The organism is Corynebacterium zhongnanshanii, from assembly GCF_014490575.1.
GTDB lineage: Bacteria > Actinomycetota > Actinomycetes > Mycobacteriales > Mycobacteriaceae > Corynebacterium > Corynebacterium zhongnanshanii.
On record NZ_CP061033.1, the window covers coordinates 1135811 to 1151301 of the forward strand.

Consider the following 15491-nt stretch of genomic DNA (forward strand, 5'->3'; position numbering starts at 1 on the left):
CTTAAGAGTCTACCGCATCCTTCTTACGGCCAACGGTCAGCGAAAGGATCGTTACCACGGCCAGAATTCCCACGATCACAAGCAGCGAAAGCTCGGTGGGGAACTCAAAGACGGACACATTCTCACCGCCGTTGATGAACGGCAGATTGTTTTCATGCAGGGCGTGCAGAATCAGCTTCACGCCGATAAAGCCGAGGATCAGCGCCAGACCGTAGCCCAGGTAGACGAGCTTCTCCAGCAATCCGTCGAGCAGGAAGTACAGCTGCCGCAGTCCCAGGAGGGCGAAAGCATTCGTGGTGAACACGATGTACGGCTCCTGAGTGATGCCGTAGATGGCGGGGATGGAGTCCAGTGCAAACAACACGTCCACAAAGCCGATGCAGATCAGGGCGATGAGCAGTGGAGTGGCCATCGTCTTGCCCTTAGTCTTAAACAGCAGCTTATCGCCGTTGAACTTCTCGGACACGGGGATGAACTTGCGGGCGAGTTTCACCACCACCATGTCGTTGGGGTCCTCGTCCTCGGTGCCACGCACCTCGTCGATCACCAATTTCAGAGCGGTCCACAGCAGGAAAATGCCGAAGAGGTAGAACACATCGGACCAGACATTAATGACAGCCGCACCCGCCCAAATGAACAGGCCTCGGCACACCAATGCGATGGCAATACCGAACAGGAGCACCTTTTGCTGGTATTCCCGCGGGATCTTAAAGCTGGACATAATGAGCGCGAACACAAAGAGGTTGTCCACACTCAAGGCTTTTTCGGTGATAAAGCCGGTGAAAAACTCCACACCGTGCTGGTGCGGGTTGCCTGGCTCTCCCCAGGTCAGCCACAAGAATCCGCCAAATACAAAGGCCAGCGCGATATAGAACAGCGACCACAGGGCGGATTCTTTCATCGTCGGCGCATGGGGAGTCCGAACGTGGCTATAAAAATCAAAGATGAAGAAGCCGGCCACTACCGCAAAGGTAATGAGCCACGTCAGGGTATTCACTTCCATAAAAAGGACCTCCGGTCACTAGAACGTATGTCAAAGAACCGGAGGTCTCCCCCGCCACTCACAGAGTTAAGAGTAGCCAACGCGACCGGGAACTTTCTACCTCATGGTGTGGGTAAAAGTGCCGTGTTGACGATCAGCGTTGTCGTGGGTACTTAGGGGTACTCCCCTCCAACGATCGCCCAGTCTACACTAAAAAACACCCTTGGTTGGATCCGCGTCCACCACGGTGGTGTCACTGCGCTCCTGGATCTGGCTGGCGTTCTCCTCCATCTCGTCGCGTACCTCCTTCGGAGCGTCCGCAGGATCAGCGCCCTTGATCATCCACAGAATCGTATCCAACTCTTCCGGCTTCACCAGCACCTCGCGCGCCTTAGAACCTTCCGATGGCCCCACCACTCCGCGGGTTTCCATCAGGTCCATCAAGCGTCCCGCCTTGGCAAATCCAATGCGCAACTTGCGCTGTAGCATCGACGTGGATCCCAGCTGGGCCGTGACCACGAGCTCCACAGCCTGCAGAAGGTCCTCCAGATCGTTGCCGATGTCGGCGTCGATCTCCTTCTTCGCCTCGGAAGATTTATCGTCGGTCACGCCCTCGGTGTAGTTCGGCTCGCCCTGCGCCTTGGCCGCTTCCACCACGGCCTGGACTTCCTCGTCGGTGACGAAGGCGCCCTGAATGCGCATCGGCTTGCCCGCACCCTGCGGGATGAACAGGCCATCACCCATACCGATGAGCTTTTCGGCGCCGCTCTGGTCCAGGATCACTCGGGAGTCCGTACCGGAGGCCGTAGCGAACGCCAGGCGGGACGGGACGTTGGTCTTAATCAGACCAGTCACCACGTCCACCGATGGGCGCTGCGTTGCCAGAACCAAATGGATGCCGGCGGCACGAGCCTTCTGGGTAATGCGGACAATGGAATCTTCGATCTCCCGCGGCGCGGTCATCATGAGGTCCGCGAGCTCGTCGACCACACAGATGATGAACGGGTACGGACGGTACACGCGCTCGGAGCCAAGCGGTGCCGTGATCTCACCTGTGCGGACCTTGTGGTTGAAGTCCTTCACGTGGCGCACACGGGCGGCCTTCATATCCATGTACCGCTGCTCCATCTCCTCCACCAGCCAATTCAGGGCGGCGGCAGCCTTCTTCGGCTCCGTCACAATTGGCGTAATGAGGTGCGGAATCCCCTCGTACGGCGTGAGCTCAACCATCTTCGGATCCACCAGGATCAGTCGCACGTCCTCCGGGGTCGCGCGGGTCAGCAAGGACACCAGCATGGAGTTGACGAAGGCGGACTTACCCGAGCCGGTAGAACCCGCAACCAAAAGGTGCGGCATTTTCTGCACCGCAGAGGCCACGAAGTCGCCCTCGATGTCCTTGCCTAAACCAATCAGCGTGGGATCCGTGTCACCGACGACCGACGGTGCGTGCAGCACATCAGATAGTCGCACCATCTCGCGGTCCGTGTTCGGAACCTCGATGCCCACCGCGGACTTACCCGGAATAGGCGTCAGAAGACGCACGTTGTCGGTAGCCACGGCGTACGCCAAGTTGGACTGAAGGTTGGTGATCTTGGAGACCTTCACACCCGGCCCGAGCTCAATCTCGTAGCGCGTGACAGTCGGCCCACGGGAAAAGCCCGTGACGTGGGCATCCACGTTAAACTCTTCGAACACGGCGGAGATCGCCTCGATCATGCGATCGTTGGTGTCACTCCGGGCCTTCGATTCCTCACCGGGGATCAGCAGGTCGGCGCTGGGCAGCTGGTAGTTGCTGCCGTCGAACATGGTCACGGCTTCGTCGCGTGGCGCAGGAGTCTCCTCCTTCGGCTTTACCGCCGAGGCGTCAATCCCCGAGCGTGCGATGATCGCCTTCTTGATGGATTCCCGAGAGTCCTCTACTGCGTCTCGCTCCGGTTCAGGTTCCGGTTCCGGCTCCGGTTCTGGCATAGGCTTTGGCTTAGGTTTCCGCTTAGGCCGCTCTTCTTCCTCCTTCATCTTGCGAGAGAAGTCCAGGACCAACGTCTCATCCGCCGGGGCCACCTCCCGCGGCTGCCTCCGCTGTACACGTGGGGTACGGGATTCGGACACGGCGGCGTCGAGCTCCTCGTCCACGCCATCGTAAAGATCGTCGACGTCGGCGTGGTCATCCTCATATTCCCGACGCCCAAGCCCCAGGTAATCTCGGCTCGCGCGGAAGGCCTCGGCGAACGTCATGCCGGTGAGCTGCAGCGCTCCGTACACGATCGCGAGCAGGAGCAGTGGTATGGCGATGAAATTGGAAAAGCCCACGCTCAGGGGCGTTCCTACGAATTGCCCGATGATGCCACCGGCGGAGGCCCGTGGTTCCGATTCCGTGGGCAGCCCCGCGACGATGTGCATGATGCCCAGGCAGGACAGCGCAATGAGTCCGGTGCCGAGGCCAATACGCCCCAGGGAGCGTTGGGTCACGTCGATGCCCACCATCAGGATCCATCCAGCCGCAAGCAGGATGACTGGGATGATGTAGGCGCCTGCGCCCACGAACCACGTGAAGATGCCGGACACCACGGTACCCACGGTGCCGCCGACGGTAAACCACAGGGTTCCGGCGACGATCAGCGCCAAGGCGAACAGCGCTAGGGCCGGGCCGTCGTGCCCTCCGCCCAGACGCGTGACGCCTGACGGTTCATCGAGTTCCTCGTCCTCAGGCTCCACAACGGGTGGCTCCTTTTTAGCGAAGCGGGGTGATGTGCGCTGCTTCTTCGGCGTCATAACCTCTGTGTCGGTCTCCTCAAAAAAGTCGTGGTCATCCTCATATCCCCCGCGGTCGGGCATCGCGCGACGAGTCAAGGAGCCAAGTCCACGCGCCGTGCCTCCGAACAGAGCACCGACTGCGGAAAACGCGCTGCCGGTACGCTGAAAATCCGAGGTGTCATAGGCCTCGGTGCGGTAATCCCGGGGCGATTTCTTCTGCGGATGGCGGCTACTGGCAGTCATGCGCTCCACTCTAGTCGCAAGTGCCACATAAGTAACATCTTTAACACGCGCGTGGCGCCGATCTTCTAGACTGAGCGGCCACTCACGCGCTGAAACAGGCCCGGATCACTGATCGTCAGCTGGGACACGGCAGCATCCCGCCCAAACAACCACAGCAGCAGGTCTTGCGGATCGCCCTCAATGGTCAAGGTCTCACCCTTGCCGCGTGATGCTGCGCCGCAGCGCACAGTCCGGTTCTTCCACCGCAATTCAATGGGAACCTCGGACTTTTTCACCAGCAGGGACGCGCGGCCATCGATAAAGAACCACAACAGCTCGCGGTCCTGGTCGTCCAAGGGTCGGGCCAGCGCCTCCCCTCCCCCAGCGCGTCGAACATCTTCCCGGTGAATAAAGTTCTCAGTGACGTTCACCACTCTATCCAGCGGCTTCATCGGCGACCACCAGGGAGGCCCCGCTTCAAAGCGCCGAATTAACTCCTCATAAGGCAAGGCGGAATACTTCGCCGTCACGGAATCCAAATGGCCGGACACGGCTGGGACAAACATCCCCACGGCCGCATCGGGACGCGATTCGCGCAGGACCAGGTGGACCACCAAATCCTTGGTGGTCCACCCCTCGCACAGCGTGGGAGCATCCGGGCCGCTGGCCCTCAAGGCCTCGGCCAAGCCCTGACGCTCACGTCGAGCGAAGTCCGAGGCGAGCACATGGCGAAGGCGCACGGTACTACTGAGACTCCCGCGTCAAGGTCTCGTCGATCTCCTCGACGATCTCACTGGTCATCGGCACCACCGTAGGCACGATGAATGGCTTGCGCTTCCACTTATCGCTAATGATCTTGCCGACCTTGCGGCGGATCTTCTGAGCCATTCGGTATGGATCGTTCTCGCCCTCACCGGCCAGGTCCAACATGATGTTGTCCACGGCACCGGTGAGTTCCTTCACGATGTCCCGGGCGTCGTCGGAGAAGCCATTGGTCTTCACCGTCGGAGCCTCCAGAGGACGGCCGGTGCGGTTATCGATCACCACGGTGATGGACACCAGGCCACCTTCGGCCATGGCCGTGCGGTCTTCCAGAACCTCGGTTCCGATGTCACCCATCCGGGAACCATCCACGTACAAGTTACCGACGGTGGTCTGACCAACCACCTTGGCGTGGCCCTTGTGCAGGTCCACAAACACACCATTCTGTGCCAATGGAATATTCTTCGGGTTCACACCAGTCGAGATCGCGAGCTCCTTGTTGGCGCGAATGTGCCGCCACTCACCGTGGACTGGCATCGCATTGCGCGGACGCGCGGCGTTGTACAGGAACAGCAGCTCGCCAGCATAGCCGTGACCAGACGTGTGCACCTTGGCGTCGCGTCCAGTAACCACGGTGGCACCGATCTGCGAGAGCATATTGATCACGCCGAACACGGCCTCTTCGTTGCCAGGCACCAAGGAGGAGGACAGGATGATCAGGTCTCCAGCCTTCACGTTGATCTGGCGGTGCTCGCGACGAGCCATGCGGGACAGGGCGGCCATCGGCTCACCCTGGGTGCCCGTGGTCACCAGAAGAACCTTGTGCGGCGCCATCTTTGCAGCCTCGTCCATCGTGACGATGGTTCCCTTTGGCGCGTTCAGGTAGCCCATGCGCTCCGCGATCTCCATGTTGCGGATCATGGAACGGCCATTGAAGGCGACCTTACGGCCCGCGGCAACGGCGGCATCCACCGCGGACTGCACGCGCGACACGTTCGACGCGAAGGAGGCGAAAATCACGCGCTGCTTGGCGTCGCCCACCAAACGCTTGATGGTCGGCACCAGATCAGCCTCCGAACCGGACACACCCGGCGTGGTGGCGTTCGTGGAGTCGCACAGGAACAGGTCGATGCCCTCGTCGCCGAAGCGGGACAGTGCGGGCAGGTCCGTGGGGCGCTTGTCCAGCGGGGTCTGGTCTAGCTTGATGTCGCCGGTGTGGACAACAAGGCCCGCACCAGTCTTCAGTGCGATGCCCAGGCACTCCGGGATGGAGTGGTTTACCGCGAAGAAGCGGATGTCGAAAGGCCCGCGAGACTCGTGGGAGTTCTCATCCACCTCGATCAGCTTCGGACGCTGACGGTGCTCCTGGCACTTCGCAGCGATCAACGCGCAGGTGAAGCGAGAGGCGATGATAGGAATATCAGCGCGCTGCTTCAGCATCCATGGGATGGCGCCGATGTGGTCCTCGTGACCGTGGGTCACCACCAGTGCTTCCACACGGTCCCACTTGTCCTCCATGTAGGAGAAGTCTGGCAGGATCAGGTCCACGCCCGGCTCATCGGAACTCGGGAACAACACACCACAGTCAATGATGAGCAGGCGGCCGTTGTACTCGAAGACAGTCATGTTGCGGCCGATCTCCGAGATACCACCCAACGCGACGATGCGCAGATCGCCCTTGGCCAGCTTTGGTGGCTGAGGGAGGCGCTGAGTGAGGTCAGCGCCCTGCATTGTCTTCAATGCGCCTGAGCGCTGGTTGTCCTGCCCGCGACCTCCGCGGTTGCGTCCGCCGTTGCCACCGTTTCCGCGGCCTCCGCGAGAGCGGCGGTTTCGTCCCCCGCCGTTCTTATTATTCGTGTTCTTCTTCGTCTCTTCGCCGTTCTCCTGTGCCGCTGCTACGGTCTCAGCGCTAGGAGAACCAGCCTTCCGGGTCACTTTGCGTGCCCTGGAACGTTGTTCAGTCATATTTCCCTTGTACGAGCGGTGTCCTTACTGAAGGAATCCTGCTCGTTGTAAGTCGTGAGCGAGCTGTTCGTATTCAGCATCGCTAGGTTCGAGGATGGGCAGGCGTGGTGCTCCCACGTCATGCCCAAGAAGCTTCAGTGCTGCCTTGGCGAATGTAACGCCTCCCAACCGAGCCTGCGCTTCTTGCAATGGAGCCAGGGACACAGCGATGCGTCGGGCTTCAGCAAGATCCCCTGCGTCATAGGCGTTGCGCAGTGCGCGAAGTTCCGCGGCTGCCACGTGTCCAATGACGGAAATGAAACCAGTTGCCCCCGCGGCAAGCCACGGCAGGTTGAGCGGATCGTCGCCGGAATACCAGGCGAGATCGGTGGTTTCAATGAGTTCCATGGCGTGGAAGATATCGCCCTTAGCGTCTTTCACTGCCTGGATGTTGGGGTGTTCTGCAAGACGACGCAGGGTGTCTTGTTCGATGGGGATCACAGAGCGAGAAGGAATGTCATACAGACAGATAGGAATGTCCACAGCATCTGCCACCGTGGTGAAGTGCTGAACCAATCCTTCCTGGCTTGGACGGGAGTAATAAGGCGTCACGACCAGCAGTGAATCTGCGCCGGCCTCAGCAGAGGCCTTGGCGAGTTCCACAGAGGCAGCCGTATCGTACGATCCTGCACCGGCGACCAGCTTCACACTGTCTCCCAGTTCGGATCGTACTGCTCTGAGCAGGTCTAATTTCTCCGATGCTCCAGTGGTTGGAGATTCGCCGGTAGTTCCGGCGAGGATCAGAGAATCGAGGCCTTGTTCTACCAGATGACCAGCGAGTGATACACCGGCGTCCAAGTCGACGGTTCCGTCCTTCTTAAAAGGAGTCACCATCGCAACTGAGATCGTGCCGAAATGCTCGGCTCCGTTCGTTGCCACAATACCTGTACTCATAGCTCCCCACAGTACCTTTCTCGATAGCAAACTGTTGAATTGGCACGGCTTAAGTGAGCCGCGCACTAAAATTCGTTGACATAAGGGCTGGTGGCCATGCGGCCACCATCGACCAGATCTACCACGCTAAAGTCATCAAACACCTCGGGCGAAATCTGCTTCAGCTTCTCGAGGCATTCTACTGCGATCCGCCGAATCTCCGGGTCCGCATGCTCGGCGGCGCGTGTCCCGATGAAGTGCCTCCAGCTGCGGAAGTTTCCGGTCATGACAAAACGGGTTTCGGTGCAGTTCGGCAGCACAGCGCGCGCTGCCTGACGAGCCTGCTTCGCCCGCACCGCGGCGTGGGACCCTTGATTCAGCCCCTGCGCCGAAATGCCTTGAAGAATCTCTTCGTAGGCCTGATGAGCGACATCGGCGGATTGAAGAAACAGGCGCGTGAGCTGCTCATCAGCCCGCACTGCCGCCGGCACTACCACGCGTGCTTCCTCCGCGGGCACGTACCTCTGCGACAGTTGTGAAAAAGAGAAGTGCCGATGCCTCATGATCTCATGGCTGCACGAGCGCGACACGCCCCGGAGGTACATGCTCGCCGAGGAGTGCTCCAGAACCGCAGTATGCCCCACATCCAGGATGTGACGCACGTAGGCCTGGTTCGTGGCCGTGTGCGGGTTGGGCTTATCCCACGTTTCGTAGCAGGCGCGTCCGGCGAACTCCGACAGGGCGGACCCGTCCGCGGCATCCGTACTCCACCGCACATCACTCGGTGGGGCGAACGTGGTGTGCCCCACCAGGTCGATGGAGAGCTCGGCGATGGTGGCCATGCTTACAGGTCCATAAAGTGCTCTAGTCCCACCGTCAACCCGGGATGCGACCCAATTTTTTCGACGCCGAGCAGCACTCCCGGGACGAAGGACTCACGGTCGTAGGAATCCTGCTTGATGGTCAGAGACTGTCCTCGAGTGCCGAAGATGACCTGCTCGTGCGCGACCATGCCGGTCATGCGCACAGCGTGCACGGGAACGCCGTCCACGTCAGCGCCGCGAGCTCCCGGCAGAGCCTGCTCGGTGGCGTCCGGCTGCTCGCCCAGGCCGGCCGCTGCCCGCGCCCGCGCGATACCTTCTGCAGTGTGCACCGCTGTTCCGGAAGGCGCATCCACCTTGTTGGGGTGGTGCAGCTCCACAACCTCGGCAGACTCGAAGTAGGGTGCCGCGATTTCCGCGAACTTCATCGTGAGCACTGCGGAGATGGCAAAGTTCGGCGCGATCAGCACACCTGTGGAAGGGTTGGCGGCCAGCCATTCTTTAAGCTGTGCGTAGCGATCTTCGGTCCACCCGGTGGTTCCCACCACGGCGTGGATGCCGTGCTCCACACAGAACTTGAGGTTGTCCATCACGGCGGCGGGGATGGTGAAGTCCACCACGACCTCTACCCCATTGTCGACGAGCAGCTGCAGATCGTCTCCGGCATCCAGTGCCGCGGCCAGCTCCAGCTGTGGATCGGCCTCCACTGCCGTCACGATGGCTGAGCCAACGCGGCCCTGTGCTCCCAAAACTCCGACCTTAGTCATCTGTGCTTTCCCTTCACTCGATTGCGTTGTGCGGTGCCTTAGTCCTCGTCGACCAGAATCAACGAGATCTTGCCGCGGTTATCAATATCGGCGATTTCCACTTCCAGTTTCTCGCCAACGGACACCTCGTCCTCCACCTTCTCGATGCGACGGTCGCCACCGATATTGGAGATGTGCAGCAGGCCATCGCGGCCTGGCAGCAGGGAGATGAACGCACCAAAGGCAGTGGTCTTCACGACCGTGCCCAGGAAGCGATCTCCCACCTTCGGCAACTGCGGGTTAGCGATGGCGTTGATCTTCTCCGTGGCCTCCTCCGCCGCGGTGGAGCTGGTCGCCGAAATAAAGACGGTGCCGTCCTCCTCGATGGTGATGTTCGCGCCGGTGTCCTCGGTGATCTGGTTAATGTTCTTGCCCTTAGGGCCGATGATTTCACCGATCTTGTTCACGGGGACCGTCACGCTGGTGATACGAGGAGCGAACTCGCTCATCTCATCGGGGGCGTCAATCGCGTCGTTCATAAGGCCCAGAATCTCCAGACGTGCTTCGCGTGCCTGGCCCAGCGCCTCGGCGAGCACCTCGGAAGGAATACCGTCGAGCTTGGTGTCCAGCTGCAGAGCCGTGATGAAGTCTTCGGTTCCGGCCACCTTGAAATCCATGTCGCCGAAGGCGTCCTCGGCACCAAGAATGTCGGTCAGGGTCACGTACTTGTCCTTGTTACCCACCTTGCCGGTCACGAGACCCATGGCGATACCGGCCACGGGTGCCTTCAGCGGCACACCAGCGTTATACAGGCTCAGGGTGGAGGCACAGACGGATCCCATAGAGGTGGAGCCGTTGGATCCCAACGCCTCAGAGACCTGGCGGATGGTGTACGGGAACTCCTCGCGGGAGGGAATCACCGGCACCAAAGCGCGCTCGGCCAGGGCACCATGTCCAATTTCACGCCGCTTCGGCGAACCGACCCTGCCGGTTTCTCCGGTGGAGTACGGCGGGAAGTTGTAGTGGTGGATGTAGCGCTTGTGAGTCTCCGGAGCCAGAGAGTCGATCTGCTGCTCCATCTTCAGCATGTCCAGGGTGGTCACACCCAGGATCTGCGTCTCGCCTCGCTCGAACAGGGCGGAGCCGTGGGCACGTGGCACCAGCTGGACCACAATGCCGAGGTCGCGGATAGTGGTGCTCTTGCGGCCGTCGATGCGGAAACCATCTTCCAGGATGCGCCGGCGCACGAGCTGCTTGGTGACGTCGTTGTGTGCCGCGGCGATTTCCTTCTCGCGCTCAGGGAACGTGTCACCGAGGGCGTCGACTGTCTCCTCCAGGTTCGCGGCCAGGGCGTCGTCACGCTCCTGCTTGTCGGCGATGCTCATGATGTCGCCCAGGGCTTCCAGGGCCTCGGCCTCCACGGCGGTCTGCACGTCGGCACCGAACGGTGGGAACAGCTCCAGTTCGCGCTGCTCGCTCGGCACAGCCTTCGCCAGAGCCTCCTGAGCCTCGCACAGGGTGGCGATGAAAGGCTTAGCAGCCTCGATGCCCTCGGCCACCACGGCCTCCGTAGGAGCAGGGGCGCCCTCAGCGATGCGCTCCACCACGTTGTGGGTAGCGCCGGCCTCCACCATCATCACGGCCACATTCGGCGTGGACTGGGCTGGCTTGCGGCCACGGCCGCGCGGCTTCGCTGGCTCCGTCACACGGCCGGCAACAACCAGTTCGAACACGGACTGCTCCGCCTGCTCGCGGGTGGGGAACGCTACCCACTGGCCGTCTGGGTGATCCTCGTCTGCCACCAGAGCCATGCGCACACCGCCCACGGGGCCGGATACAGGCAGGCCAGACAGCTGGGTGGATGCGGAGGCGGCGTTGATGGCCACCACGTCGTACATATCCTGTGGGTCCAGGGACAACACGGTCACGATGACCTGTACCTCGTTGCGCAGTCCCTTCGCGAAGGTGGGGCGCAGCGGACGGTCGATTAGTCGGCATGCCAGGATGGCTTCGGTGCCCGGGCGGCCTTCACGGCGGAAGAAGCTACCGGGGATGCGCCCCACGGCGTACATGCGCTCTTCCACGTCCACTGTCAGCGGGAAGAAGTCAATGCCCTCGCGTGGGGTGTTGGAGGAGGACGTGGTGGACAGCATCATCGTGTCCTCGTCCAGGTATGCGGTCACTGCCCCGTCAGCCTGGCGGGCAAGCAAGCCAGTTTCAAAGGTGATGGTGCGCTGTCCGAAATCACCGTTGTCGATGGTGGCGGAGGCCTGCCAGATGCCGGCTTCGTCGTCCACCAATTCCGCCTGGATCTTGGCGGGCTTCGTAGTCTTCTTCGTGTTCTTCTTCTGAGGGCTCATGCTCTCAACTTTCTGCTTGAGCGCTCACGTGGCCAAATCATCGGTGCCGGCCTGAGCGTTCAAACGGTCGTACGTCAAAAAGGCTACCTTACTATGCAAAAAACGCCACTATCGTCAGCGATAGTGGCGTGATTTTTACTAACAATGAGCCTAGCGACGCAGTCCCAGGCGCTCGATCAGAGAACGGTAACGGTCAACGTTGTTCTCGGACAGGTACTTCAGCAGGCCACGGCGGCGACCAACCAGCAGCAGCAGACCACGGCGGGAGTGGTGGTCGTGCTTGTGGAACTTGAGGTGCTCGGTCAGCTGACGGATGCGGACGGTCAGCAGTGCGATCTGAGCCTCTGGGGAACCGGTGTCGGTCTCGTGCAGGCCAAACTCCTTGAGGGTTTCAGCCTTCTGCTCCTTGGACAGTGCCATGGATTATCTCCTTAGTAGTTGTTTCAGTCCACGCAAAAGGTCATGCTGCAACTACCGTGGACCACAGTCACAGACCTTGGAACTTTAGCACAGCGCGGCGCGTCTGCGCAACATCATTCGTGATGGCGCGGATGAGTTCATCCAGGGACTCGTAGGTTTCCATCCCACGCAGGTGTTCGATGAACTCTACGCGCACGTCCTTGCCGTAGAGGTCGGCCTCGTGATCCAGGATGAAGGATTCCACGCTGCGGGGTTCGTGCCCGAAGGTGGGGTTCGTACCCACGGAGATAGCCGCCGGAAGCCGCTGTCCCACAGGCATGGTGCCCACCTTCTCGGCGTCCTGGCCGGAATCCACAACGGTCACGAACCCTGCGTACACCCCATCCGCAGGCAGCGCATAAATGTCCTGGAAGTACAGGTTCGCGGTGGGAAAGCCCAACGCTCGGCCCCCACGCCCCGCTCCGTGGGTCACTTCACCCTGCACGGCAAACGGCCTGCCCAGCGCGGTCATCGCCTCGGCAACCTTCCCCTCGGCGAGCGCGTCCCGGATCCACGTAGAGCAGATGACGTGCTCGTCCTCTTCCTGCAGGGTCACCACGTCCACGTCGATGCCGCGCGCCTCCCCCAGCTCACGCATGCTCTCACTCGTTCCGGAGGCCTTGTGCCCGAAGGTGAAGTTCTGCCCGATGATCACGGACTTCGCGTTAAGCAGCTCAACCAGCACGCGGTCCACGTATTCCGCGGGGCTCCAAGAGGCGATCTCTGGGGTGAAGCCGATGACCACCACGTGGTCGATCCCCATGTCGTGCGCCAGCTGCGCGCGCTGCTCAACGGTGCCTAGCAGCTTGGGCACGCTGCTGGGACGGAAGATGAAGGTGGGGTGCGGGTCGAAGGTGAACATGACGGAGGGCACGTCGAGCTCTCGCGCCCGTGCCACTGCCCGTGTTACCAGTTCTTGGTGTCCTCGGTGCACGCCGTCGAACACACCGATGGTCACTACAGTTCCGTTGCGTCCCAAATGTTCGGGAACCCTGTCGAGTCCATACCAGATAGTCACCCCCGCAACTTTACTCCACCTATGATGGTCTGCATGAGTAGCATCCTCGATTCCTCTGGTGTGGTTCTTGTGGATAAGCCGGCGGGTATGACATCGCACGATGTTGTGGCCCGTCTGCGCCGGATTATGGGGACCCGTCGCGTGGGGCATTCGGGCACGTTGGATCCGATGGCCACGGGTGTGTTGGTGGTCGGTGTGGAGCGGGGCACGAAGTTCCTGGCGCATGTGGTCACCCATGACAAGCGCTACGAGGCCACCATGCGGCTGGGCATGTCCACCGTGACCGACGACGCCGAGGGCGATGTCCTGTCCTCCACCTCCACTGCGGGGCTCACCGAGGAGCGTGTGCGCCAGGCGTGCGCGCGTCAGGTGGGCGACATTATGCAGCGTCCCAGCTCTGTGAGCTCCATCAAGATCGATGGTCGGCGCGCCCATGAGCGTGTCCGGGCTGGCGAGGACGTGGTGCTGCCGGAGCGCCCCGTCACCGTGCACTCTCTGGATATTTTAGGCATCGACGCCGAGGCGCCCGATCATATCGACGTCCGCATGGCCGTCCACTGTTCTTCTGGAACGTATATCCGTTCGATTGCCCGGGACGTGGGCGAGGACTTGGGCGTGGGTGGCCACCTGGTCGCCTTGCGTCGGACGTCCGTGGGGCCTTTTGACATCGCCGACTGCCGCACGCTGGAGCAGCTGGAGGAGGATAATTCCTTGACGATGGACTTGGACACCGCGATGATCCGCTGCTTCCCCACCCGAGAAATCAGCGAGGAGCAGGGCACCGACATTGCCATGGGTAAGTGGCTGGAGCCGGTGGGCCGGAAGGAGGTCTACGCGGTGGTCACTCCCAGCGGCCAGGCGATGGCTCTGCTCAAGGAGCAGGGACGCCGCGCGGCGAGCGTGTTCGTAGCCCGCCCGCATGGCCTCTAGGTACGAGCGACGCCGGCGACCGTCACCACGAAGCCGTCCCGCACGGCCCAGCGCCCTTGGATGAAGGGCACGGGCACGGGGCGGGTCAAGAGATAGGACGTGAACGTGCCATCGGGGCGGATGTCAATATCAGCCTGATCGAAATCCAAGAAGCGGCGCGTCAGGGGGAACCATGCCTTGTACGTGGTTTCCTTTGCGGAGAAGAGGACCTTATCCACTACAGGAATGTCGTGGTGCCGCACCAGGCGCCGGAGGCGGCGCTGCTCTTCTGGCCGGGCGATGGCCGGGAACACTCCCTCGGGCAGGTGGGTTGCCGGTTCGGCGTCGATGCCTAAGGACCTCCACTGGTAGCTACGTCCCACGATGGCTGCGCGGAAGCCCTCGGTATGCGTCAAGGATCCGGTAATGCCCTCCGGAAAGACGGGCATGCCGCGTTGACCTCGCATGATCAGACCATCGTGCACTAGCTCGCGCATCGCTTGGTGAGCGCACCAGCGGGAGTCGCCGAAGTCGGACTTGCGCTTATCCACAGCGTGCGCCACCAGCTCCTGTTCCGCTTCGTCCAACAGCAGGTAGTGGTCAAGGTTCTCCGAAGACGTGTGCATCTCCACGCAGCGGGTGCCCGCGGGCACCAGAGACTCGTCGATGAGCGTGTTTTTCAGCAATACATCGCGCCTCATGGGATGGACACCTCCTCTGTCAGAACTGGGTATGGCCACGTGTGAGTGTGAAGTCTGGGTGGCAGTGTGCGAAGTCTTTCCTTGGGATAACCGAGTGAGACCTCCACATGTGTTACACCTTCCAGCGAAATTGTGCGAGGAACGTGCAGATGCCCATAGATCACCGCCGTGGCGCGGTACCGGCGAGGCCATTGCTGCGTGTGCCTCGTGCCGGACCACAGGCCGATATCTTGGGCGGGGATTCCCTGCATTGCTTCTCTCACCAAGGGCCAATGATTCACCAAGATGGTGGGTCCGTCAACACGAGACAGCCGGCTCACCGTGTAGCTCAGCCGCTCGCGGCACCATTGCGGAACGTCCTCGAACGGCGAGATGGCCCAGTGGTCTGTAAGCACGAAGCCGTTTTCGATCGCGGCGTCGATGGCCTGGCTGGGTGTGATCGCCGGATCGCGCCACGAGTGATCGTAGAGCGTGAACATGGGCACCACGGTGTGGCCCGCGAACACGGGATACCGATCCTCCGGGGTCAGCACCCCAATGGAGCGGCAGGCGCTGATCAAGGCCTGATACTTGTTCTTGCCTTTGAAGGTGTCCTGGCTTCGGGAAAACATTTCATGGTTGCCGGGGGCGTAGATCACTTGCTCGAAGCGCTGGCGCAGCTCGCGCAGTACGTCGATCACCACCTCCATCTTCTCAGCGATGTCTCCCGCGACGATGAGCCAGTCCTGGGGGTGCTGGGGCTGGACGTGTTCGTCCATCAGAGCCCTGTTGCCGGGAGAGTTGATATGAAGATCGCTCACAGCCCACAGGGTGCGCTTCTTCATGGTTGTTCGCCTCTCTCCCACCATCCACAGGTGCATACCTGTGTTAACTATAGTGA

General features: G+C 61.2%; 13 protein-coding genes. 1 reads left to right on the forward strand and 12 read right to left on the reverse strand.

Translation table 11 applies throughout. The features are described 5' to 3' along the window. Window position 1 precedes the first annotated feature (1 nt). From IAU67_RS05150 to IAU67_RS05195, 10 genes are all read right to left on the reverse strand, one after another. Window positions 2-1003: a TerC family protein gene (locus IAU67_RS05150; RefSeq protein WP_151841646.1), complete on the reverse strand. Its 1002-nt coding sequence runs from the start codon at window positions 1001-1003 to the stop codon at window positions 2-4. A 189-nt stretch (window positions 1004-1192) separates the two neighbouring features. After that, the gene (locus IAU67_RS05155; protein WP_151841647.1) at window positions 1193-3979 is read right to left on the reverse strand and encodes an FtsK/SpoIIIE family DNA translocase; all 2787 of its coding nucleotides are present in this window, start codon (window positions 3977-3979) and stop codon (window positions 1193-1195) included. A 65-nt stretch (window positions 3980-4044) separates the two neighbouring features. Beyond that, window positions 4045-4698: a TIGR03085 family metal-binding protein gene (locus tag IAU67_RS05160; protein WP_225723448.1), complete on the reverse strand. Its 654-nt coding sequence runs from the start codon at window positions 4696-4698 to the stop codon at window positions 4045-4047. Between the two features lie 4 nt (window positions 4699-4702). Further along, entirely contained in the window at window positions 4703-6685 is a 1983-nt protein-coding gene (locus tag IAU67_RS05165; RefSeq protein WP_151841648.1) for a ribonuclease J, read from the reverse strand. Between the two features lie 24 nt (window positions 6686-6709). Further along, on the reverse strand, window positions 6710-7618 hold the full coding sequence (dapA, locus tag IAU67_RS05170; RefSeq protein ID WP_151841649.1) for a 4-hydroxy-tetrahydrodipicolinate synthase: 909 nt from the start codon (window positions 7616-7618) through the stop codon (window positions 6710-6712). 65 nt (window positions 7619-7683) lie between these two features. Then, on the reverse strand, window positions 7684-8439 hold the full coding sequence (thyX, locus tag IAU67_RS05175) for an FAD-dependent thymidylate synthase (RefSeq protein ID WP_151841650.1): 756 nt from the start codon (window positions 8437-8439) through the stop codon (window positions 7684-7686). A 2-nt stretch (window positions 8440-8441) separates the two neighbouring features. After that, a complete protein-coding gene (dapB, locus tag IAU67_RS05180; RefSeq protein ID WP_151841651.1) occupies window positions 8442-9185 on the reverse strand; it encodes a 4-hydroxy-tetrahydrodipicolinate reductase in 744 nt (247 codons plus the stop codon). Between the two features lie 38 nt (window positions 9186-9223). After that, complete coding sequence (locus tag IAU67_RS05185) at window positions 9224-11524, reverse strand: polyribonucleotide nucleotidyltransferase (RefSeq protein WP_151841652.1); 2301 nt, start codon at window positions 11522-11524, stop codon at window positions 9224-9226. A 150-nt stretch (window positions 11525-11674) separates the two neighbouring features. After that, the gene (rpsO, locus tag IAU67_RS05190; protein ID WP_151841653.1) at window positions 11675-11944 is read right to left on the reverse strand and encodes a 30S ribosomal protein S15; all 270 of its coding nucleotides are present in this window, start codon (window positions 11942-11944) and stop codon (window positions 11675-11677) included. Window positions 11945-12011: 67 nt separating this feature from the next. Next, window positions 12012-13001, reverse strand: coding sequence for a bifunctional riboflavin kinase/FAD synthetase (locus tag IAU67_RS05195; RefSeq protein WP_187767860.1), 990 nt, complete (start codon window positions 12999-13001; stop codon window positions 12012-12014). A gap of 33 nt (window positions 13002-13034) precedes the next feature. Here IAU67_RS05195 and truB point away from each other — a divergent pair, with 33 nt between their 5' ends. Then, entirely contained in the window at window positions 13035-13931 is an 897-nt protein-coding gene (truB, locus tag IAU67_RS05200) for a tRNA pseudouridine(55) synthase TruB (RefSeq protein ID WP_151841655.1), read from the forward strand. On the opposite strand, the gene IAU67_RS05205 is transcribed toward truB, so the two are convergent. Together IAU67_RS05205 and IAU67_RS05210 are read right to left on the reverse strand one after the other, a co-directional pair. Further along, on the reverse strand, window positions 13928-14611 hold the full coding sequence (locus tag IAU67_RS05205; RefSeq protein WP_151841656.1) for a 4'-phosphopantetheinyl transferase family protein: 684 nt from the start codon (window positions 14609-14611) through the stop codon (window positions 13928-13930). The two genes, truB and IAU67_RS05205, sit on opposite strands and share 4 nt — an antisense overlap. Next, complete coding sequence (locus IAU67_RS05210; RefSeq protein ID WP_151841657.1) at window positions 14608-15435, reverse strand: metallophosphoesterase family protein; 828 nt, start codon at window positions 15433-15435, stop codon at window positions 14608-14610. The genes IAU67_RS05205 and IAU67_RS05210 overlap by 4 nt, the downstream gene beginning before the upstream one ends. Window positions 15436-15491: the final 56 nt, after the last annotated feature.

Coding starts and splice junctions, on each gene's coding strand:
- IAU67_RS05150 (WP_151841646.1), bottom strand. CDS start 1,003: ATGGAAGTGAATACCCTGACGTGGCTCATTACCTTTGCGGTAGTGGCC.
- IAU67_RS05155 (WP_151841647.1), bottom strand. CDS start 3,979: ATGACTGCCAGTAGCCGCCATCCGCAGAAGAAATCGCCCCGGGATTAC.
- IAU67_RS05165 (WP_151841648.1), bottom strand. CDS start 6,685: ATGACTGAACAACGTTCCAGGGCACGCAAAGTGACCCGGAAGGCTGGT.
- dapA (WP_151841649.1), bottom strand. CDS start 7,618: ATGAGTACAGGTATTGTGGCAACGAACGGAGCCGAGCATTTCGGCACG.
- thyX (WP_151841650.1), bottom strand. CDS start 8,439: ATGGCCACCATCGCCGAGCTCTCCATCGACCTGGTGGGGCACACCACG.
- dapB (WP_151841651.1), bottom strand. CDS start 9,185: ATGACTAAGGTCGGAGTTTTGGGAGCACAGGGCCGCGTTGGCTCAGCC.
- IAU67_RS05185 (WP_151841652.1), bottom strand. CDS start 11,524: ATGAGCCCTCAGAAGAAGAACACGAAGAAGACTACGAAGCCCGCCAAG.
- rpsO (WP_151841653.1), bottom strand. CDS start 11,944: ATGGCACTGTCCAAGGAGCAGAAGGCTGAAACCCTCAAGGAGTTTGGC.
- truB (WP_151841655.1), top strand. CDS start 13,035: ATGAGTAGCATCCTCGATTCCTCTGGTGTGGTTCTTGTGGATAAGCCG.
- IAU67_RS05205 (WP_151841656.1), bottom strand. CDS start 14,611: ATGAGGCGCGATGTATTGCTGAAAAACACGCTCATCGACGAGTCTCTG.
- IAU67_RS05210 (WP_151841657.1), bottom strand. CDS start 15,435: ATGAAGAAGCGCACCCTGTGGGCTGTGAGCGATCTTCATATCAACTCT.